Below are 21,159 nucleotides of genomic sequence, written 5' to 3'. Positions count from 1 at the left end.
TGCAAAACAGGACAAAAGAGGCCCGCGATCGCCTAATCGCGGGCCTCTTTTTATTTAATGACGGCATAAATGATTTGGCTCAACAAATCGCCATTTGAGGCGCATTTTTCGTACAAAAAAAGCTAAGGTAAGGATAAATACTGAAGTCAGTAAAAAGCATATGACCAATCAGAACACCAACGGCTGAAGGAGTATGCGTATGAAGAAAAACGATATGTATTTAATGAAGAATTTTGATTTTCTGGCCCAGAGCTTCGCCAGAATGAACGCACAAGGTCAGCCCGTCGATCTTCAGGCCATTGTTGGTAATATGGATGAAGCGCATCGCGAATGGTTTTGTCAACGCTATGAACTTTACTGCCGCCAGGCGAATAAAACCATGACGCCAGAAGCGGAGCTGGAGCACTAATCTACTTACCGCAGTACAGATACGACAACGGGCCTGACGGCCCGTTGCTTGTTTTACGGCTTCTCTTCGACGTCCGGCGCTGCCGGCGCGCTCGGCGAACGGTTTTCCAGATCGTTAAGACGCTGCTCCAGAAGCGCCAGCTTTTCACGCGTGCGCAACAGCACCTGCGTCTGCACGTCGAACTCTTCGCGGCTTACCAGGTCCAGGCGAGTTAACTGCGACTGGAGCACCTGACGGATTTTTTTCTCCACGTCTTCCCCCAGATCGCGGAGCCCCTTCGGCATTGATTCATGAACCTGACGGGCGATTTGTTCAATTTTTTTCGGGTCAATCATGGTGGTTTCCTGCTCTGGTCGGTTATCCGCTCATTGTAGTGCGATCGTCGGCGCCTATAAACCATAAATGTTTGAAGCTTATGCATTGCCGACGATAGTCAATAGCGTTATAGTTGCTTTGCTTATTCTCAGGGCGGGGCGAAATTCCCCACCGGCGGTAAATCAACCATAGCGTTGAAAGCCCGCGAGCGCTTTCTGCAAATGCAGAAAGGTCAGCAGATCCGGTGTAATTCCGGGGCCGACGGTTAGAGTCCGGATGGGAGAGAGTAACGGCTCAGTCGGGTTTGTACCCGCTTGCGTTGACTTTTGCCGCTAAACCGGCGCTCCTAAGACTGCCCTGATTCTGGTAACCATACAATTAATGAGGTTTTTTTACCATGAATCAGACGCTACTTTCCTCTTTTGGTACCGCTTTTGAACGTGTAGAACGTGCTCTGGATGCACTGCGCGAAGGCCGCGGTGTGATGGTGCTTGACGATGAAGACCGTGAAAACGAAGGCGATATGATTTTCGCCGCTGAAACCATGACCGTTGAGCAGATGGCGCTGACCATTCGCCACGGCAGCGGCATTGTCTGCCTGTGCCTGACGGAAGATCGCCGTAAACAGCTCGACCTGCCAATGATGGTTGAGAACAACACCAGCGCCTACGGTACCGGTTTTACCGTGACCATCGAAGCCGCTGAAGGCGTGACCACCGGCGTTTCCGCCGCTGACCGCGTGACCACCGTGCGCGCGGCAATTGCCGATGGCGCGAAGCCGTCCGACCTGAACCGCCCTGGACACGTTTTCCCGCTGCGCGCGCAGCCGGGCGGGGTTCTGACCCGCGGCGGCCATACTGAAGCAACCATCGATCTGGTCACGCTGGCTGGCCTCAAACCGGCGGGCGTACTGTGTGAACTGACCAACGACGACGGCTCTATGGCGCGTGCGCCGCAGTGCATCGAGTTTGCTCAGCAGCACAATATGGAAGTGGTCACGATTGAAGATTTAGTGGCCTACCGTCGCGAACACGAGCGTAAAGCCAGCTGATTGCAGTTGGTTGCTGAATAAAGCCTGCCTTATGGTGGGCTTCATTGTTTTTAGCTTTTGTTTAGCCAATGCCCACCGTTTGCAAAACCACCAGGCTTAATCCCATCACTGACATCCCGCACAGCACGCCATAGCTCGGGTTGCTTTGTGGATCGAGCTCTTTCGCCAGCGGCATAAGCTCATCAACCGACAGCGCAATCATGATACCGGCAACCGCGGCCATAACGGCGCCCATCATCACCGGGGATATCGCGCTGCCCAGCACCAGCCAGGCCAGCACGCCGCCGAAGATTTCCGCCATGCCGGAAAGACCCGCCCAGAACACCGCTTTACTTCTGGAGCCCGTAGCGGCATATACCGGTCCGGCTACCGCCAGTCCTTCCGGGATGTTGTGTAGCGCAACGGCTAACGCGACCCCCATGCCCAGCTCGAGATTATTGCTGGCCGTCACGAAGGTCGCAATGCCCTCGGGGAAGTTATGCAGGCTGATGCCTAAGGTCAGTAAAATCGCCGTACGGCGCAGGTTACGCGGGCGGGAAATGCCGGGAGACATCAGATCCTGCGGGTGGGCGTGAGGCAGCATGCGGTCAAGCGCAAAGTAGCCCAGAAGGCCGATAATAAACATGCCGTAGCCGAGCAGGGGGGACATGCCTTCGGTAGCCAGCGCGGCGGGCAGCATCTCCATCAACGAAATCAGCAGCATGATCCCGGCGGCGAATCCCAGCGAGAACCCCAGTAAGCGATTCGAGGGTTTCTGCCCGATAACGCCGAAAATGGCGCCAATAAAGGTAGCGCTCCCTGCCAGCAGGGTCAAAATGACGGGTGAGGACAACATTCACCTCCTTATGAAAATGATTCTTATTAAGAGTATCGTGATCCATTGACGATCGCGAGCGCGCGGATTCACTCTTTACCGCCGCTTACATTCAAATTTTCTGACGATCATCATCATGCTTATCTGAGTTTATCCTCCATAGAAAGAGCGTAATGTAAATACATCAACTTTCTTAATAAAGGATATCACTATGTCCCGTACCCGCATGCCCGCGCTGTTTTTAGGTCACGGTAGCCCGATGAACGTGCTGGAAGATAACATCTATACTCGCGCCTGGCGGCATCTGGGCGAGACGTTGGCGCGGCCTAAAGCCATTGTGGTGATCTCCGCGCACTGGTTCACTCGCGGTACAGGAGTGACCGCGATGGAGGCGCCGAAAACGATTCATGATTTTGGCGGTTTTCCCCAGGCGCTCTACGATACGCATTATCCGGCGCCGGGTTCGCCTGAGCTGGCCCAGCGTCTGGTCGAGCTGCTGGCGCCGGTGCCGGTGACGCTGGATAAAGAAGCCTGGGGCTTTGACCATGGTTCCTGGGGCGTGTTGATTAAAATGTATCCCGATGCCGATATTCCGATGGTACAGCTGAGTATTGATAGTACGAAGCCCGCGGCATGGCATTTCGAAATGGGGCGTAAGCTGGCTCAGCTGCGCGATGAGGGCATTATGCTGGTGGCAAGCGGCAACGTGGTGCATAACCTGCGTACCGCACGCTGGCACGGCGAAAATACACCTTATCCCTGGGCGGCGTCGTTTAATGACTACGTGAAGGCGAACCTGGACTGGAAAGGTCCCGTAGCGGAACATCCGCTGGTGAATTACCTGGCGCATGAAGGCGGATCGTTATCGAACCCGACGGCCGATCACTTTCTGCCGCTGCTGTACGTGCTGGGCGCCTGGGACGGTGAAGAGCCGATTACGATTCCGGTTGAAGGAATGGAAATGGGCTCCCTGAGCATGCTGTCGGTGGTCATTGGCGCCTGAAAATAGATAAAACCCCGGCAGTAAACAATGCCGCCGGGGTTTGCTGTTACTCGACGAAAATGTGCGGATAAAAACGTGACAGATCCTGAGTGATCAGCGCCCGGTCTTCGCGAATGCCAATTCCGGCAGGCTGGTCGTTAATCAGCCAGCTGCCGATGAGCGTGTAGCTGTCGCCAAACTTCGGCAACGGATAGAACGCCTGGACGATGGTGCCCTCTTCACCGTACGGCCCTTCTACCGCCTCCAGCACTTTGCCATTCTCCACGATAGAGACGTTAGCGCCTTCGCGGGAGAAGATCGGTTTGATAACGTACTTCTCCAGCTCCGGATGCGCATCTTCGCTGAAATAAGCGGCCAGCAGGTTCGGATGGTTGGGGAACATCTCCCACAGCAGCGGCAGCAGCGCTTTGTTGGAGATAATGCTCTTCCACGCCGGCTCCAGCCAGCGCACGCCGGCATCTTCCAGCTTGGTGGAGAACACCTCGCGCAGCATGTACTCCCATGGATAGAGCTTGAACAGATTACCAATCACCTGATCCTGCAGGTCGGTAAACTGGCCTTTTTCGCCGAGACCAATATCTTCGATGTAGAGGAACTCGGTTGCCACGCCCGCTTCTGCGGCGCAGTCCTGCAAATATTGCACGGTACCGCGGTCTTCAACGGTATCGCGACAGCAGGCCATATGCAGCAGCTGGAAGCCGAACTGCTCGCGCAGCTCGCCAAAGCGATCGATCAGCTTCTCCTGCAGGCTGTTGAACTGATCGCTGCCCGCCGGCAGCTGACCGGCGTTCAGCTGATCTTCCATCCAGATCCACTGGAAGAATGCCGCTTCATAGAGAGACGTCGGCGTATCGGCGTTGTTTTCGAGGAGCTTCGGTTCACCCACGCCGTCCCACGCGAGATCGAGACGCGAATACAGCGAGGGCTGATGGGTTTTCCACGACTGGCGTACGAAGCCCCAGGTGTGTTTGGGGATGCGAAATTTGGCCATTAACTCATCGCTGGCGATGACTTTTTCCACCGCCTGCAGACACATCTGATGCAGCTCAGCGGTGACCTCTTCAAGCTTTTCAACCTGCGCCAGCGTCAGTTTGTAATAGGCTTCTTCGCTCCAGTACGGCTCGCCGTACATGGTGTGAAAGTTAAAGCCATATTCTGTCGCCTTTTCGCGCCAGTCCGGGCGCTCGGTAATGCTGATTCTTTCCATGTCGCTTAGCCGCCCATCGAGCGTGAAGAAGAGGAGCTTGCTGAGCTACGCTGCATGGTTGATTGCTTAGCGACCGAGTCGCCAAACCCGCCGCGCGTCACGGTGCTGGTGGTGGCTGGTTTTGGCGCCATCGCAGTTTTCGGCACGGTCATGGTACGGCCCGGCTGCGCTGCTCCGTAGCTCTTACCGCCCGCGTCGGTGTATTTACCATAGGCCGGGCTGGCCGGGTTTTTTGAGCTGAACAGCGGCTGCTGAGCGCCCATTCCGCCGCCCATCATCCGGCCCATCATGTAGCCCGCCATCAGCGGCATCCAGAAGCTGCCGCTGCTTTGCGCCTGGGCCTGGTTTTCCGGAGCCATGCCTGCCTGAGCCGGCGCCTGCTGGCACTGACCTTCACCGAATTCGGCGACGCAATCTTCACGGGAGGCGTATTTCGGCGCGGTGCGCTCCGCTTCTTTGAGCGCGTTGTTGTAAGCGGTGGTGCACTCTGCGGATTTGCTCGGGTTAGCGGCAGAGCAGTCATCGGCGTTTTGATACAGAGAAACCGTTTCATCGCTTTGTTCACAGCCGGCGAGCATAAATACCGCCGTCACGGCGAGCGCAACGGGAGTTAAATGACGAGCGCTCCAGCTTTTGCGGAAGGAGGCGTGTTTAATATTTTTTGTCCGTTTCATGTTTGTCTTCCTGGACCCAGTGGTATGCGTTTTGTTAACGCTCAGGATAGAGGATGAGTGGTGGAAAATGAAGCGAATAGGGGCGGAAAGCGGGGGATCTTTACGTTGCCTTACGTTTAACGCTTCGCTTACCCGCGGGGTAAGCGAAGCGTGGAGTGCGCAAGCTTAATTACTGGCGGAACGGATTGCTGCCGCTGGTGCTGCGTGCGGACGCCGGTTTTGCCGCGACGGTGTTGCTGTAGCCGTCAGCGCTGGCATCCTGCTGCGGATTTTCCGGCGCCACGCTGTCCGGCGAGGTCGGAATCGCTTTACCCAGCGTGTTGTTCAGCGCAACCAGGTCCTGCTCGTTCAGCGTACCGAGCGCGGACTTGATGTTCAGCTCGTTAATCAGGTAGTTATAACGCGCGTTGGACAGCTGCTGTTTTGCGTTATACAGCGTGGTGGTCGCGTCCAGGACATCGACGATGGTACGCGTACCCACTGAATAACCGGCTTCCATGGCATCCAGTGAACTTTGGGCAGACACCACGGCCTGTTTGTAGGCATTGATGCTGCTGATGGACGCGTTCACGTTGTTAAAAGAGGAACGAACGGTCTGCACCACGCTACGATGCGCGCTTTCCAGCTGCTCGCTGGCGCCGACAAAGTTGTACTGCGCCTGTTTAACCTGGGAGTTCACCATCCCGCCCTGATACAGCGGCAGGGAGAAGTTCAGGCCGATTTGGTTCTGCCCGATATCTCTGTCCTGCGTGGTGTTTTTAGAACCACTGTAGCTGTTATTAGATACGCTACTGGACGCGTTTAAATTCAGGGTCGGCAGATGCCCATCCTGCGCCTGGCGAATTTGCTCGCGCGCCAGGTCCTGGCTGAGTCGGGCCTGCAGCAGCGACAGGTTGCGGTTTTCCGCTTCTTTCAACAGCGCGTTCACCGCCGATGGTTTAGTGGTTTTAAAACCATCAACGTTCAGCGAGGCCAGCTCCGGATAGTAGTTGCCGGTCACCTGACGCAGCCCTTCTACGGCGTTATCAAGGTCGTTGCGCGCGGTGACTTCATTCGCCAGCACGGCATCGTACTGCGAACGGGCGTTCTGTACGTCAGTAATCGCCACCAGGCCAACGTTAAAGCGCTGGGTGGTCTGATCTAACTGGCGGTAAATAGCCTGTTTCTGCGCTTCGGTATAGGAGAGCGTATCGATCGCGGCCAGCACTTTAAAATAGGCCGTCGCGGTGTTCAGAATCAGCGTTTGCTGATCCGTCTGATAGGTGACGTCCTGAATGCCGGCGTTCTTTTCCTGCAGCGTCAGCGCACGCCATTTCGACATATCAAACAGAACCTGCGTGAGCTGCAGCGATCCGCTGGTGACGTCGGAATTCTGGTCTTTAGCATCACGGAAGCCGCTGGTATAGGTATAATCTGCACCCAGACCGAGCTGTGGCAATAACGGGCTACGCGCTTCGTTGATCTTCTCGAATGCGGCATCACGATCGGCTGCTGATTTACGCAGATCAGGGTTGCTGACACGCGCCTGCTGATAAACCTGCAGCAGGTTTTCAGCCTGGCTCATGGCGCTGAAGCCAGTCAGGCCCAGGCCGATAAGGATGGGAAAGAGTTTCTTCATTTGCATTCCTTGTTGTGAAGCATTTAGCGCTACTCAAATTCTAAAAATAATCACTGATTGTATAGAGTCTGTTACCGTAAAAAGTTGGCGTTATGTGCCATGGGGCGGTAATTTGCACCAATCTAGCATACGAGCCGTAAAACGGTAGCCACACCGCCTATAAATTCATAACTTCATGTTCTACAGGATATCGAAATGAGCGACGTCAATCAGCAGGGGATTACCTTCTCTAAAAACGATGTAGAAATTATTGCACGCGAAACGCTTTATCGCGGTTTTTTTTCGCTCGATTTATATCGTTTTCGCCATCGCCTGTTCAACGGTGGGATGAGCGGCGAAGTGACCCGCGAAATTTTTGAGCGCGGCCACGCCGCAGTCTTGCTACCCTTTGACCCGGTACGCGATGAAGTTGTGCTCGTCGAGCAGATCCGTATTGCGGCGTATGATACCAGCGCGAGCCCGTGGCTGCTCGAAATGGTCGCCGGTATGATAGAAGAAGGCGAATCTCCTGAAGATGTCGCCCGTCGTGAAGCGGTGGAAGAGGCCGGGCTTATTGTTGGCCGGGTTAAACCGGTCCTGAGCTACCTGGCCAGCCCCGGCGGCACCAGCGAAAGGCTGTCTATTATGGTGGGTGAAGTCGATGCAACGACGGCAAAAGGAATTCATGGACTGGCCGACGAAAACGAGGATATTCGCGTTCATGTGGTGAGCCGGGAACAGGCTTACAGATGGGTGGAAGAGGGGAAAATCGACAACGCAGCCTCTGTCATCGCGCTGCAATGGCTGCAACTGCATTATCACAATTTACGAAACGAGTGGACAAAATGAAGCGTTATACGCCTGACTTTCCTGAAATGATGCGCCTGTGTGAAACCAACTTTGCCCAGCTGCGCCGCCTGTTGCCGCGAACGGATGCAGCGGGAGAAAAGGTGAGTTACCAGGTGGGCAACGCGCAATACCGATTAACCATCGTCGAATCGACCCGCTACACTACGTTAGTGGCGATTGAACAGACGGCGCCGTCGGTGAGCTACTGGAGTCTGCCGTCAATGACGGTACGGCTCTATCACGATGCAATGGTCGCTGAAGTGTGTTCAAGTCAGCAGATCTTTCGCTTTAAAGCGCGGTATGATTATCCTAATAAAAAGTTGCATCAACGCGACGAAAAGCATCAAATTAATCAGTTTCTGGCCGATTGGCTGCGATACTGTTTTGCACATGGAGCGATGGCGATTCCGGTTTGTTAGCGTCGTGAAACCTAAGGACACCATTTGGAAAGCCTGTTAAACCTACCTTTGGCTGGTGAGGCCAGAGTCAGGATATTACAAATTACCGATACTCACCTGTTTGCTGAAAAACATGAAACGCTGTTAGGTATCAATACCTGGGAAAGCTATCAGGCCGTACTGGATGCGATCCACGCCTCACAGCGAGAGTGCGACCTGATCGTTGCTACAGGCGATTTGGCGCAAGATCACTCTGCCGCGGCCTACCAGCATTTTGCTGAAGGCATCGCGAGTTTTACTGCACCCTGCGTCTGGCTACCGGGTAATCATGATTTTCAACCGGCAATGTACAGCACGCTGCAGGAATCCGGCATCTCTCCCGCTAAACGCGTATTGCTGGGCGACCACTGGCAAGTATTGCTGATGGATAGCCAGGTGTTCGGCGTGCCGCACGGCGAGCTGAGCGATTTCCAGCTGGAATGGCTTGAGCAGAAGCTGACCGAAGTTCCGCAGCGGTATACGCTGCTGCTGTTGCACCATCACCCCATGCCGTCAGGCTGTAGCTGGCTGGATCAGCATAGCCTGCGCAATGCCGGGGCGCTTGATTGCGCGCTGGCCGCTTTTCCTCGCGTTAAGCATCTGCTCTGCGGCCATATTCACCAGGAGCTGGATCTTGACTGGAACGGACGGCGCATGATGGCCACGCCATCTACCTGCGTGCAGTTTAAACCGCACTGCGCGAACTTCACGCTCGATACCGTCTCCCCAGGCTGGCGCTGGCTGGAACTGCATCCTGACGGCACATTGACCACTGAAGTTTGCCGCCTCGAAGGCGTGAAATTTCACCCGGATATCGCTTCAGAAGGATACTGATGTCTACGCTTCTCTATCTGCATGGTTTTAACAGCTCGCCTCGGTCGGCAAAAGCGACTGCGCTGAAAGCGTGGCTGGCGCAGACCTATCCTGACATCTCGATGGTGATACCGGAGCTCCCGGTTTATCCCGCGCAGGCGGCTGAGCATCTGGAGTCTATCGTGCTGGAGCATGGCGGTGAACCGCTGGGCGTTGTCGGGTCGTCGCTGGGGGGATATTACGCGACCTGGCTATCGCAGTGCTTTATGCTGCCCGCCGTGGTAGTGAACCCCGCGGTGCGCCCGTTTGAACTGTTGAACAATTTCCTTGGCCCCAATGAGAATCCATACACGGGGCAGCAATATGTGCTAGAGTCTCGCCATATTTACGATCTCAAGGTCATGCAAATTGACCCGCTGGAAGCGCCGGATTTAATCTGGTTATTGCAGCAAACGGGTGATGAAGTGCTTGATTACCGCCAGGCCGTGGATTATTTCGCCTCCTGCCGACAAACGGTAGAGGAGGGCGGTAATCACGCATTTGTTGGCTTTGAAGATCATTTCACTCAGATTATCGATTTTCTGGGCCTGCGCTGAGCGGTTCGGAACGACCTACGAATACACACCATGACGCAATCTTCATATAACGCTGATGCCATTGAGGTACTCACCGGGCTAGAGCCGGTTCGCCGCCGTCCGGGAATGTACACTGATACCACACGTCCAAACCATCTTGGTCAGGAAGTTATTGATAACAGCGTGGATGAGGCCCTGGCCGGTCACGCGAAACGCGTGGAGGTGATTCTCCACGCCGATCAGTCGCTGGAAGTCATCGACGATGGACGCGGAATGCCGGTGGATATCCACCCTGAAGAGGGGGTTCCGGCAGTTGAACTGATTCTTTGCCGCCTGCACGCCGGGGGGAAGTTCTCCAATAAGAACTACCAGTTCTCCGGCGGCCTGCACGGCGTAGGGATTTCGGTGGTCAACGCCTTATCGAAACGCGTTGAGGTGAACGTGCGCCGCGACGGCCAGGTCTACAGCATCGCGTTTGAAAACGGCGATAAAGTGGAAGATCTCCACGTGACCGGTACCTGCGGTAAGCGCAATACCGGGACCAGCGTGCACTTCTGGCCGGACGAAAGCTTTTTCGATAGCCCGCGTTTTTCCGTCTCGCGCCTTTCTCATTTATTAAAGGCCAAGGCCGTTCTCTGCCCGGGCGTAGAGATTGTTTTCCGCGATCTGGTTAACGACAGCGAACAGCGCTGGTGCTACGCCGATGGTCTGACCGACTATCTTAGCGAAGCGGTTAACGGCCTGCCGCTGCTGCCGGAAAAACCGTTCGTCGGCACCTTCTCCGGCGATACCGAAGCGGTTGACTGGGCGCTGCTGTGGCTGCCGGAAGGCGGTGAACTGCTGACCGAAAGCTACGTCAACCTGATCCCGACGATGCAGGGCGGTACCCACGTTAACGGCCTGCGCCAGGGGCTGTTGGACGCCATGCGCGAGTTCTGCGAATACCGCAATATTCTGCCGCGCGGCGTGAAGCTGTCGGCGGAAGATATCTGGGAGCGCTGCGCCTACGTCCTGTCCGTAAAGATGCAGGACCCGCAGTTTGCCGGGCAAACGAAAGAGCGCCTCTCTTCCCGTCAGTGCGCCGCGTTTGTTTCCGGGGTGGTCAAAGACGCCTTCAGCCTGTGGCTGAACCAGAACGTTCAGTCGGCAGAGCTGCTGGCGGAAATGGCGATCTCCAGCGCCCAGCGTCGCCTGCGCGCGGCGAAGAAAGTGGTGCGTAAAAAGCTGACCAGCGGTCCGGCGCTGCCCGGCAAGCTGGCGGACTGTACCGCCCAGGATTTGAACCGAACCGAACTGTTCCTTGTGGAAGGGGATTCGGCGGGCGGATCGGCCAAGCAGGCGCGCGATCGCGAGTATCAGGCGATCATGCCGCTGAAAGGTAAAATCCTGAACACCTGGGAAGTCTCTTCCGATGAGGTGCTGGCTTCCCAGGAAGTGCATGATATTTCCGTCGCCATCGGTATCGACCCGGATAGTGACGACCTGAGCCAGCTGCGCTACGGCAAGATTTGTATTCTGGCGGATGCCGACTCCGACGGCCTGCACATCGCGACGCTGCTGTGCGCGCTGTTTGTCAGGCACTTCCGCACGCTGGTTAAGCAGGGTCACGTCTACGTGGCGCTGCCGCCCCTGTACCGTATCGACCTCGGCAAAGAGGTGTATTACGCGCTTACAGAAGAAGAGAAAACCGGCGTGCTGGAGCAGCTTAAGCGCAAGAAAGGCAAGCCGAACGTGCAGCGCTTTAAAGGGCTGGGCGAGATGAACCCGATGCAGCTGCGCGAGACCACGCTGGATCCGAATACCCGCCGTCTGGTACAGCTGATTATCAACGATGAAGACGAGCAGCAGACGACCGCCATGATGGATATGCTGTTGGCGAAGAAGCGTTCTGAAGATCGGCGTAACTGGCTGCAGGAGAAGGGCGATCTGGCGGAGCTGGACGGATAATAAAAAATCGGCCGGGAAACCGGCCGATGTCGTTTGCTTGCTTAAATACCCGCTTCAAGAATACGAATATTCATTTCCAGCACGTCGCCTTTCACGGCTTCGCCGTAGGCTTTCATGTGCGGCGTCTGCAGGTGCGCTTCAAGATGCGCGACGCTTTCCCACTGCTCGACCATCACGATGGAATCCGGTGAAGTAGTCTGAAAACTGACGCCAGCGGCGTGATCCACCAGCGGCGCATAGCCGTGGCAGCCTTCTTCCTGGAGAACGGTCGGGGTAATTTTTGCGAACTGATCCAGCACCGCCTGACGATGGTGTTGGCCCGGACGAGTGCGAATTTCAGCGATCACTGTCAACATGGTTAACTCAACTCCTTCTGTATATTCTCATCATACTTCAAGCCGCCGCTAAAATGAGCCGCGCTTGTCGTCTTTTCATAACTCACTACAGTTAACCAAAAATTTCCGCCAGATGCTTGCGATATTCTGCCGTATAACGCGGAACATCGGGCATTTTGATCACATCGTTGGCGATGAAGGTGGGCAGGGCGCTCATCCCAAGGAACTGGTTGGCCTTATGGAATGGCAGGTATACCCCGTCGACGCCAACGCCGTGGAAGAACTGATCTTTCTCGGTGAACGCTTCCATCGGCGCGTTCCAGGTCAGGGACAGCATATATTTTTTCCCCTGAATCAGGCCGCCGGAACCATATTTCTTACTGGCGTCGGAGCGGGTGCGGCCATCGCTGGCATACAGCGCGCCGTGACCTTCGGTAAAGACATCATCAATGTACTTTTTCACCGTCCACGGTGCGCCCATCCACCAGCCCGGCATCTGCCAGATAACCACGTCTGCCCAGAGAAAATTCTGCACTTCTTCTTTGATGTCGTAGTCGCTCTCGGCGCGGACGACCTTAACATCATGCCCGGCGTCGCGCAGATAACCATCCGCGACCTCGGTCAGGGTGTCGTTCAGCTGGCCGTTAGAGTGGGCGAATTTTTTCGCACCGTTAATAATCAGGATGTTGCTCATTTTTTATCCTCAACTTTTCAATTTTGAGGCTAATTTTACCCCGCAGGGCAAAGCGGTAAAATGAGCAAAATGTGCAAAGACTTTTGCTTTTTTAGCAATAATGCCGCTACCAGCGAATGCGCGCCTCGAATCCGCCGTCCCGGGCGTTGTCGAAGCTGGCCGTCATCCCGTGCAGCGCGGCGATGCGTTTGACGATGGAGAGCCCAAGGCCGCTGCCGGGCTGTTCCTGGCCGGGAGGGCGATAAAAGCGCTCGCCGATGCGCGTCAGGGCCTCGGCGCTGATGCCCGGGCCGTTATCGCGTACGCGAAATTCACCCGCATCAAGGATGATGTCGACCTGGCTTCCGGCGGCGCTATAGCGCACGGCGTTATCCAGAAGATTGCGCACCAGCAGGCTCAGCAGCAGCGGCTGGCCGGTGCGCGTGATGTTTTTCGCGTTCAGGTGCAGGCGTAGCTCAACGCCGGCCTGCTGGGCGGGGTGGTACATCTCCATGACCGCCGACTGCAGCAGTTCATCAAGGGCGATAGTCTGGAGATCGTCCAGCTGCGCCAGCGAATCCAGACGCGACAGGGTGAGCAGCTGGTCGACCAGGCGAGTGGAGCGATCGATCCCCTGGTGAAGCTGCGCTAGCGCTTTATCCAGCCCTTGCGGATCGTCCGTTGAGAGCTGAGCCACTTCGGTCTGCACCTTCAGCGCCGCCAGCGGGCTGCGCAGCTCGTGGGCGGCATCGGACGTGAAGCGACGCTCGCGGATCATGGTGTCATGCGTCCGGGTAAAGAGCTGATTTAGCGCGTCGACCAGCGGGCGAACTTCGCTGGGCACGTTCTCGCTATTTAGCGTTTCGGCGGAGTCCGGCGCCCGGGCGCGCAGCGTGGTGGCCAGCTTTTTCAGCGGCGCCAGCTCCCGGCTCAACAGCACGATGAGCAGCAAAAACATCAGCGGCAGCGCAACCAGCCAGGGAGTAAGCTGGGAGGTGACAATATCCAGCGCCATCTCGCGGCGGTAATCCCACTCCTGACCGACGGCGATACGATGGCGACCGTCGCGGGTGGTAAGCCACAGGAAGCGCCACTCGTCATCGTCGCCGCGCAGGTAGCCATCGCTGAACCCCTCCCGATGGTTACCCCACGGGATATCCTGGCCATTTTCGCCATCGTTAAGCACCATTTTGCCATCGGCGGTAAAGATAGCGAAAGCCAGCGCATCGTCATCGAGATGGCCATGTTTGACCTTTTTCTGCTCCCGTACCTGCGGAGCGAGGGTATGGAGTTCGTCAACATTCATCGCGCTCAGGCGGCGGGCGAACAGCAGCTGCTGGGTATCGAACAGTTTATCCAGTTTGTCGGCGGTTTGTTGCCAGGCCACAAGGCTGGCAATGCCCCAGGCGGCGCTGGTCAGCAGCAGAAAAAGCAGCGTCAGGCGGACGCGCAGGCTCAGTCTACCCAGTCGTTTCATGCATCCCCCAGGGTATAGCCGATGCCGTGCACGGTGCGAATGAAGCCGCTGCCGAGCTTACGGCGCAGATGATGGACGTGCACTTCTACCGCGTTACTGGAGACATCGTCATCCCAGCTATAGAGCTTTTCCTCAATCAGCTTACGCGGCAGCACGCGTCCGGCGTTGCGCATCAGGAGTTCCAGCAGAGCAAACTCCTTTGGCTTGAGCGGCAGGCTCTCGCCGTTTAGCGTGGTCGTGAGTCGGCCTGGATCGAGAACAACATTGCCGTGCCGCAGCTCGCTGCTGCTGTGGCCGTGGGCGCGACGCATCAGCGCTTCCAGACGCGCGGCGACTTCAACCAGTGCGAAAGGTTTGCAGAGGTAGTCATCGGCGCCGAGACGTAACCCTTCAACGCGCTGGCTGAGCGCGTCGCGGGCGGTGAGGATCAGTACCAGTTCGTGGCGGCCTTTGTCGCGCCATTCGCGCAGAATATCCAGCCCATCGATGCCGGGCAGGGTCAGGTCCAGAATAATGGCGTCGTAAGGGGCGTGGTACAGCGCGGCTTTGCCCTCTTCGCCGCGGGTAAACCAGTCGACGCTGAAGCCCAGCTTGGTCAGTCCGGTTTTAAGGCCGTCGCCGATCAGTTTGTCGTCTTCCACCAGTAAAATGCGCATTTTCTGCTCCTGTGTCCCTCGGATATTCCCGCAGTAAAGCGCGTTGCGGCGCGCGCTGTACAGGAATAAAATTTATTTTTTCCGCTTAAGAACTCGTTAAGTTTTGCCCGGTGTAATAGTGACGATATAAACACAAAGGGAGAACACATCATGAAGAAAATCGCCGCAATGACCGCTATCATCGCCTTAGTTTCCATGCCGGTACTGGCCGCCGGGCAGGGCGGATTTTCCGGACCCGGCTCGACGCAAACCAGCCAGACGACCACGCAAAACGGCGGGTTCATTGGCCCGAACGGGAGCGTAACGACGGTTGCGAATGCGAAAAGCCTGCGTGACGATACCTGGGTGACCCTGCGCGGTAAAATCGTGGAGCGTATTTCCGACGACCTGTATAAATTCCAGGACAGCTCCGGCACCGTGAACGTCGATATCGATCACAAGCGCTGGAACGGCGTGACCGTGACCCCGCAGGATACGGTAGAGATTCAGGGTGAAGTGGATAAAGACTGGAACTCAGTGGAAATCGACGTAAAGCAGATTCGTAAAATCACGCCATAATTTTCTTATCATCTTAAGCAAGATCGGTCAGGAACCGCACTCCTCGCTCTGTCAGAGTATGTTTCCGGGAGGATGCGATGAACGATACTCAGGTAAGCCCGGCCTTTGCCGGGCGTTTTCAGCAAGTGTGCTTGTACATTGAACGCCATCTGGACACGCCGCTGTCGCTGGAGACGCTTAGTGCGATAGCCCACAGCTCGCCGTATCATTTTCACCGGCAATTCAGCGCCTATAGCGGGGTACCGCTCTATCGCTATATCCAGTGGCTACGTCTGCGTCGCGCCTGTTGGCGACTGGCGTTTAATCCACAGGAAAAGATTATCGATATTGCCCTTGATGCGGGGTTCCAGAATCCTGAGTCGTTCAGCCGTGCCTTCCGCAGCGCTTTCGCGCAAAGCCCCAGCCAGTTCCGTCAACAGCCGGACTGGCTGGAATGGCATCGACGCGTGCCGAAACATACGCTACAGGAGCAACACCCGATGGATGTTAAAATAATCCAGCTACCTACCACTCAGATCGCGAGGCTGCGGCATCGCGGCAACCCTGATTTAGTCAATGAGACCGCCGCGAAGTTTATCGCCTGGCGCAAGGTGAGCGGTCTGTCCCCGGTCGCCAGCTGCGCAACCTGGGGAATCTCCTGGGACGACCCCGCGGCCACGCCGGCTGACGATTTTCGTTTCGATATTGGCGGTACGGTCAGCCAGCCGGTGCCGGAAAACAGCTTCGGCGTGGTGAATGGCGAGATCCCCGGCGGACGTTGCGCAGTGGTGCGTCATCACGGATCTCTGGACACGCTCGCGCAGAGCATCTGGTTTCTTTATCGCGACTGGCTGCCCGCATCGGGAGAGTCGCTGCGCGATTTCCCTGTTTTCTTTCGCTACCTCACTTTCGTGCATGAAGTCGGTGAGCATGAGCTGCAGACGGACGTTTATCTTCCGCTGAAATGAAGGATGTCCACTGAATTCCTCAACCAGCCTAACGCCCTGTGACTCAGGGCGTCAGATAGGGTATTATCGCCGGTAGTTTTGCCGTCCGAACGGCCGGTACGCAGATTGAGGATTCACGATTAATGAGCGATATGGCAGAGCGCCTTGCGCTGCATGAATTTACGGAAAACGCCTACCTGAACTACTCCATGTACGTCATCATGGACAGGGCGCTGCCGTTTATTGGCGATGGCCTGAAGCCGGTCCAGCGTCGCATCGTCTATGCGATGTCTGAGCTGGGTCTCAACGCCAGCGCCAAGTTCAAAAAGTCCGCCCGCACCGTCGGCGACGTGCTGGGTAAATACCATCCGCACGGCGATAGCGCCTGCTATGAAGCCATGGTGCTGATGGCGCAACCCTTCTCTTACCGCTATCCGCTTGTTGACGGTCAGGGGAACTGGGGGGCACCGGACGATCCTAAATCCTTCGCCGCGATGCGTTATACCGAATCCCGTTTGTCGAAGTATGCTGAACTGCTGCTGAGCGAACTGGGGCAGGGCACCGTTGACTGGGTACCGAACTTCGACGGCACTTTGCAGGAGCCGAAGATGCTGCCTGCGCGCTTGCCTAATATTCTGCTCAACGGCACTACCGGCATTGCCGTCGGCATGGCGACGGATATTCCGCCGCACAACCTGCGTGAAGTCGCTCAGGCGGCCATTACCCTGATTGAAAAACCGCAGACCTCGCTGGACGATCTGCTGGATATCGTACAGGGGCCGGATTACCCGACCGAAGCGGAAATCATCACCCCCCGCGCCGAGATCCGCAAAATCTACCAGAATGGCCGCGGTTCGGTGCGGATGCGCGCGGTGTGGGCGAAAGAAGACGGCGCGGTGGTGATCAGCGCGCTGCCGCATCAGGTTTCCGGCGCCCGCGTGCTCGAGCAGATCGCCGCCCAGATGCGCAACAAAAAGCTGCCGATGGTGGATGACCTGCGCGACGAATCGGATCACGAAAACCCGACTCGCCTGGTGATCGTCCCGCGCTCTAACCGCGTGGATATGGAGCAGGTGATGAACCACCTGTTCGCGACGACCGATCTGGAAAAGAGCTATCGTATCAACCTGAATATGATCGGGCTCGATAACCGTCCGGCGGTAAAAAATCTGCTGGAAATCCTCTCGGAATGGCTGACTTTCCGCCGCGATACCGTGCGCCGTCGTCTCAGCTACCGTCTGGAAAAAGTCCTTAAGCGCCTGCATATCCTGGAAGGTTTGCTGGTGGCGTTTCTGAATATCGATGAAGTTATCGAAATTATCCGTCACGAAGATGAGCCTAAGCCGGCCCTGATGTCGCGCTTTGGCATCAGCGAAACCCAGGCGGAAGCGATTCTGGAATTAAAACTGCGCCATCTCGCCCGGCTGGAAGAGATGAAGATTCGCGGTGAGCAGAACGAGCTGGAGAAAGAGCGCGACCATCTGCAGGCCATTCTGGCGTCTGAACGCAAAATGAATAACCTGCTGAAGAAAGAGCTGCAGGCCGACGCCGACGCCTTTGGCGACGATCGCCGTTCGCCGCTGCGCGAGCGTGAAGAAGCGAAAGCGATGAGCGAGCACGATATGCTGCCGTCCGAGCCGGTCACCATCGTTCTGTCGCAGAGCGGCTGGGTGCGCAGCGCCAAAGGCCACGATATCGACGCGCCGGGGTTGAACTATAAAGCGGGCGACAGTTTTAAAGCCGCAGTGAAAGGGAAGAGCAATCAGCCGGTGGTCTTTATTGACACCACCGGGCGTAGCTACGCGATTGACCCTATCACCCTGCCGTCCGCACGCGGACAGGGCGAGCCGCTCACCGGTAAGCTGACCCTGCCGCCGGGGGCGACGGTAGAACATATGCTGATGGAGGCCGATGACCAAAAACTGCTGCTGGCTTCCGACGCAGGATACGGGTTTATTTGTACTTTCAACGATCTGGTCGCGCGCAATCGTGCCGGTAAGACGTTGATTAGCCTTCCGGATAACGCGCACGTAATGCCGCCGCTGGTGATTGAGGATGAGTCCGATATGCTGCTGGCCATTACCGCAGCCGGCCGCATGCTGATGTTCCCGGTGAGCGACCTGCCGCAGCTGTCGAAAGGCAAAGGTAACAAGATCATCAGTATTCCGTCGGCGGAAGCGGCTGCGGGCCAGGATGGCCTGGCGCACCTGTTCGTTCTGCCGCCGCAAAGTACGCTGACGATTCACGTCGGCAAACGGAAAATCAAACTACGCCCGGAAGAGCTGCAAAAAGTCACCGGCGAGCGCGGCCGCCGCGGCTCTCTGATGCGCGGACTACAGAAAATTGACCGGGTGGAGATTGATTCACCGCGTCGCGCCTCCGCGGGCGATAGCGAAGAGTAGGAACATCCTCCCCCGCGGTTCGGCGGGGGAGGTTAATATTTACCGCAAAATCGTTGTTTATTCAGGCATTGCGATGAACAATATCCGCCAGCGTCATTCGAGATGCGCAACGCGCTTTGCAATGATGCCCGATGCCTGCAATCTGCGAAACAGCGAGTATAATTCTAAGCGGTTTGGGTTTCAGAGGTAGCTATGCTATTTATTTTTCGACTAATTATCGTTGTCATCTATTGTATTCTGGTCTGCATCTTCGGCTGTATTTATTGTCTGTTCAGCCCGCGTAACCCTAAGCACGTCGCCACCTTCGGCCACCTGTTTGGCAAACTGTCGCCGGTCTTCGGCCTGAAAGTCGAGCTGCGCAAGCCAGCCGACGCGGAAAGCTACGGCAACGCTATCTATATCGCTAACCACCAGAATAACTATGATATGGTGACGGCATCAAATATCGTGCAGCCGCCGACCGTGACCGTGGGTAAAAAGAGCCTGGCGTGGATCCCCTTTTTCGGCCAGCTCTACTGGCTGACGGGGAACCTGCTGATCGATCGCAATAACCGGGCAAAGGCGCATGGCACTATTGCCGAAGTCGTGAACGCATTTAAAAAGCGCAATATCTCTTTTTGGATGTTTCCGGAAGGGACCCGCAGCCGCGGCCGCGGTTTGCTGCCTTTTAAAACCGGCGCTTTTCATGCTGCTGTCGCGGCTGGCGTGCCCATTATTCCGGTGTGCGTGTCTAATACATCGAATAAAATTAATCTCAATCGCCTGAATAACGGTCTGGTGATTGTAGAAATGCTGCCGCCGGTAGATACCAGCCAGTATGGAAAAGAGGGCGTTCGCGCGCTGGCCACGCACTGCCGCGAGCTGATGTCCGCGAAAATCGCTGAGCTGGATAAAGAAGTTGCCGAACGCGAAGCGGCCGCAAAGAAATAACACAGGAAACGCCGCAAACAGCGCGCGGATTGCTGGCGGGAAACGAATTCCCTTATTAATTAGTCAGTATTTCATGGAGTTAATATGTCACTCAGTCGGCGTCAGTTCATTAAGGCTTCGGGCGTAGCGCTGTGCGCGGGCGCCGCGCCGCTGAAGGCACAGGCCGCTGGCCAGCAGCCTGCGCTGCCGATCCCCCCTCTGCTGGAGTCCCGCCGCGGGCAGCCGCTATTCTTGACGCTACAGCGCGCGCACTGGTCGTTTACGCCCGGTACCCGCGCCTCGGTGTGGGGGATTAACGGTCGCTATATGGGGCCAACCATTCGCGTCTGGAACGGCGACGATGTCAAGCTGATCTACAGCAACCGCCTGACGGAAAACGTGGCGATGACCATCCGTGGTCTGCAGGTCCCCGGTCCGCTGATCGGCGGCGCCGCGCGCATGATGTCCGCTAACGCCGACTGGGCGCCGGTACTGCCAATCCGCCAAAGCGCGGCGACCCTGTGGTATCAGGCCAACACCCCAAACCATATGGCAAAACAGGTCTATAACGGCCTGGCCGGCATGTGGCTGGTGGAAGATGATGTCAGTAAGAATCTGCCGATCCCCAATCACTACGGCGTGGATGATTTTCCGGTGATTATTCAGGACAAGCGTCTGGATAACTTCGGTACGCCTGAATACAGCGAGCCCGGTAGCGGTGGTTTCGTGGGCGATACGCTGCTGGTGAACGGCGTACAGGGGCCTTTCGTTGAGGTGTCGCGCGGCTGGGTGCGCCTGCGCCTGCTGAATGCATCCAACTCCCGTCGCTATCAGCTGCAGATGAGCGATGGCCGATTGCTGCACGTGATTTCCGGTGACCAGGGGCTCCTGCCCGCGCCGGTTTCGCTGAAGCAGCTGTCGCTGGCGCCGGGCGAGCGTCGAGAAATTCTGGTCGATATGACCAACGGCGATGAAGTGTCGATCACCTGCGGGGAAGCGGCAAGCATCGTCGATCGTATTCGCGGCTTCTTCGAACCGTCGAGCATTCTGATCTCCACGCTGATTCTGACATTGCGCCCGACGGGCCTGCTGCCGCTGGTGACCGATAGTCTGCCCGTGCGTTTGCTGCCGACGGAAATTCTGGCCGGCGCGGCGATTCGCAGCCGTGAGATCACCCTTGGCGACGATCCGGGGATCAACGGTCAGCTGTGGGATCCGCAGCGTATCGATATTACGGCGCAGCAGGGCACCTGGGAGCGCTGGATTGTGCGCGCCGATCGGCCGCAGTCGTTCCATATTGAAGGCGTCATGTTCCAGGTGCGTAACGTCAACGGCTCCGCGCCGTTCCCGGAAGATCGCGGCTGGAAGGATACCGTCTGGATCGACGGCCAGGTTGAACTGTTGGTCTATTACAATCAGCCCTCCTGGCCGCACTTCCCGTTCCAGTATTTAAGCCAGACGCTGGAGCTTGCCGACCGGGGCTCCATTGGCCAGATTCTGGTGAATCCGGCGCCGTAATTTATTCTGTCCCG

At 56.7% G+C, this 21,159-nt stretch carries 22 protein-coding genes and 1 riboswitch; of the genes, 13 read left to right on the top strand and 9 right to left on the bottom strand.

Annotated elements, in window-relative coordinates:
- The first annotated feature begins 199 nt into the window (after positions 1-199).
- Entirely contained in the window at positions 200-409 is a 210-nt protein-coding gene (gene glgS / locus BJF97_RS25245) for a cell surface composition regulator GlgS (protein ID WP_004854266.1), read from the top strand.
- A 53-nt stretch (positions 410-462) separates the two neighbouring features.
- Here glgS and ubiK read toward each other — a convergent pair whose 3' ends face one another.
- A complete protein-coding gene (ubiK, locus tag BJF97_RS25240; protein WP_004854265.1) occupies positions 463-744 on the bottom strand; it encodes a ubiquinone biosynthesis accessory factor UbiK in 282 nt (93 codons plus the stop codon).
- A 120-nt stretch (positions 745-864) separates the two neighbouring features.
- A riboswitch (FMN riboswitch) is annotated at positions 865-1,016 on the top strand.
- Between the two features lie 105 nt (positions 1,017-1,121).
- Here ubiK and ribB point away from each other — a divergent pair.
- Entirely contained in the window at positions 1,122-1,775 is a 654-nt protein-coding gene (ribB, locus tag BJF97_RS25235) for a 3,4-dihydroxy-2-butanone-4-phosphate synthase (RefSeq protein ID WP_004854262.1), read from the top strand.
- A 61-nt stretch (positions 1,776-1,836) separates the two neighbouring features.
- Here the strand turns inward: ribB and zupT are convergent, their stop codons facing one another.
- The gene (zupT, locus tag BJF97_RS25230) at positions 1,837-2,607 is read right to left on the bottom strand and encodes a zinc transporter ZupT (protein WP_025105919.1); all 771 of its coding nucleotides are present in this window, start codon (positions 2,605-2,607) and stop codon (positions 1,837-1,839) included.
- Positions 2,608-2,800: 193 nt separating this feature from the next.
- On the opposite strand from zupT, the gene ygiD reads away from it, so the two are divergent.
- Positions 2,801-3,592: a 4,5-DOPA dioxygenase extradiol gene (gene ygiD, locus BJF97_RS25225; protein ID WP_014226877.1), complete on the top strand. Its 792-nt coding sequence runs from the start codon at positions 2,801-2,803 to the stop codon at positions 3,590-3,592.
- A gap of 46 nt (positions 3,593-3,638) precedes the next feature.
- On the opposite strand, the gene BJF97_RS25220 is transcribed toward ygiD, so the two are convergent.
- The 3 genes from BJF97_RS25220 to tolC all read right to left on the bottom strand — a co-directional run bounded on the left by BJF97_RS25220 (position 3,639) and on the right by tolC (position 7,091).
- Positions 3,639-4,799, bottom strand: coding sequence for a glutathionylspermidine synthase family protein (locus BJF97_RS25220; RefSeq protein WP_025105920.1), 1,161 nt, complete (start codon positions 4,797-4,799; stop codon positions 3,639-3,641).
- Between the two features lie 5 nt (positions 4,800-4,804).
- Positions 4,805-5,473: a DUF1190 family protein gene (locus tag BJF97_RS25215; RefSeq protein WP_004125303.1), complete on the bottom strand. Its 669-nt coding sequence runs from the start codon at positions 5,471-5,473 to the stop codon at positions 4,805-4,807.
- A gap of 169 nt (positions 5,474-5,642) precedes the next feature.
- Complete coding sequence (gene tolC, locus BJF97_RS25210) at positions 5,643-7,091, bottom strand: outer membrane channel protein TolC (RefSeq protein WP_032692881.1); 1,449 nt, start codon at positions 7,089-7,091, stop codon at positions 5,643-5,645.
- A 195-nt stretch (positions 7,092-7,286) separates the two neighbouring features.
- Here tolC and nudF point away from each other — a divergent pair, with 195 nt between their 5' ends.
- From nudF to parE, 5 genes are read left to right on the top strand one after another with little or no spacing between them, the layout of a single operon-like run.
- Entirely contained in the window at positions 7,287-7,919 is a 633-nt protein-coding gene (gene nudF, locus BJF97_RS25205; protein WP_004854249.1) for an ADP-ribose diphosphatase, read from the top strand.
- A complete protein-coding gene (locus BJF97_RS25200; protein WP_004854247.1) occupies positions 7,916-8,338 on the top strand; it encodes a DUF1249 family protein in 423 nt (140 codons plus the stop codon). The genes nudF and BJF97_RS25200 overlap by 4 nt, the downstream gene beginning before the upstream one ends.
- Before the next feature lie 24 nt (positions 8,339-8,362).
- Entirely contained in the window at positions 8,363-9,190 is an 828-nt protein-coding gene (gene cpdA, locus BJF97_RS25195) for a 3',5'-cyclic-AMP phosphodiesterase (protein ID WP_004854245.1), read from the top strand.
- Positions 9,190-9,765: an esterase YqiA gene (gene yqiA, locus BJF97_RS25190; RefSeq protein WP_004854243.1), complete on the top strand. Its 576-nt coding sequence runs from the start codon at positions 9,190-9,192 to the stop codon at positions 9,763-9,765. Before cpdA ends, yqiA begins: the two co-directional genes overlap by 1 nt.
- A gap of 30 nt (positions 9,766-9,795) precedes the next feature.
- Positions 9,796-11,691: a DNA topoisomerase IV subunit B gene (gene parE, locus BJF97_RS25185; RefSeq protein ID WP_004854242.1), complete on the top strand. Its 1,896-nt coding sequence runs from the start codon at positions 9,796-9,798 to the stop codon at positions 11,689-11,691.
- 41 nt (positions 11,692-11,732) lie between these two features.
- Here the strand turns inward: parE and BJF97_RS25180 are convergent, their stop codons facing one another.
- The 4 genes from BJF97_RS25180 to qseB form a co-directional block, all read right to left on the bottom strand.
- A complete protein-coding gene (locus BJF97_RS25180) occupies positions 11,733-12,047 on the bottom strand; it encodes a putative quinol monooxygenase (protein WP_004125281.1) in 315 nt (104 codons plus the stop codon).
- A 91-nt stretch (positions 12,048-12,138) separates the two neighbouring features.
- Positions 12,139-12,720, bottom strand: coding sequence for an NAD(P)H-dependent oxidoreductase (locus BJF97_RS25175; protein WP_014226872.1), 582 nt, complete (start codon positions 12,718-12,720; stop codon positions 12,139-12,141).
- 106 nt (positions 12,721-12,826) lie between these two features.
- Complete coding sequence (qseC, locus tag BJF97_RS25170; RefSeq protein ID WP_032692880.1) at positions 12,827-14,176, bottom strand: quorum sensing histidine kinase QseC; 1,350 nt, start codon at positions 14,174-14,176, stop codon at positions 12,827-12,829.
- Positions 14,173-14,832 (bottom strand): quorum sensing response regulator transcription factor QseB, encoded by a 660-nt coding sequence (qseB, locus tag BJF97_RS25165; RefSeq protein ID WP_032692878.1) that lies wholly within the window; start codon positions 14,830-14,832, stop codon positions 14,173-14,175. The genes qseC and qseB overlap by 4 nt, the downstream gene beginning before the upstream one ends.
- 150 nt (positions 14,833-14,982) lie before the next feature.
- On the opposite strand from qseB, the gene BJF97_RS25160 reads away from it, so the two are divergent.
- The 5 genes from BJF97_RS25160 (at position 14,983) to ftsP (ending at position 21,145) form a co-directional block, all read left to right on the top strand.
- Entirely contained in the window at positions 14,983-15,390 is a 408-nt protein-coding gene (locus BJF97_RS25160) for a YgiW/YdeI family stress tolerance OB fold protein (protein ID WP_014839568.1), read from the top strand.
- 77 nt (positions 15,391-15,467) lie between these two features.
- Complete coding sequence (locus BJF97_RS25155) at positions 15,468-16,337, top strand: AraC family transcriptional regulator (protein ID WP_009651841.1); 870 nt, start codon at positions 15,468-15,470, stop codon at positions 16,335-16,337.
- Between the two features lie 122 nt (positions 16,338-16,459).
- The gene (parC, locus tag BJF97_RS25150) at positions 16,460-18,718 is read left to right on the top strand and encodes a DNA topoisomerase IV subunit A (RefSeq protein ID WP_014226868.1); all 2,259 of its coding nucleotides are present in this window, start codon (positions 16,460-16,462) and stop codon (positions 18,716-18,718) included.
- Between the two features lie 192 nt (positions 18,719-18,910).
- Positions 18,911-19,648 carry a 1-acylglycerol-3-phosphate O-acyltransferase gene (gene plsC / locus BJF97_RS25145; RefSeq protein WP_004125254.1) on the top strand — a complete coding sequence of 246 codons (738 nt, stop codon included), beginning with the start codon at positions 18,911-18,913 and terminating at the stop codon, positions 19,646-19,648.
- 84 nt (positions 19,649-19,732) lie between these two features.
- The gene (ftsP, locus tag BJF97_RS25140) at positions 19,733-21,145 is read left to right on the top strand and encodes a cell division protein FtsP (RefSeq protein WP_004854230.1); all 1,413 of its coding nucleotides are present in this window, start codon (positions 19,733-19,735) and stop codon (positions 21,143-21,145) included.
- Positions 21,146-21,159 lie beyond the last annotated feature (14 nt).

Source organism: Klebsiella sp. LTGPAF-6F (assembly GCF_001753185.1).
Taxonomy (GTDB): domain Bacteria; phylum Pseudomonadota; class Gammaproteobacteria; order Enterobacterales; family Enterobacteriaceae; genus Klebsiella; species Klebsiella michiganensis.
This window is presented reverse-complemented; position numbering and strand designations above follow the sequence as displayed.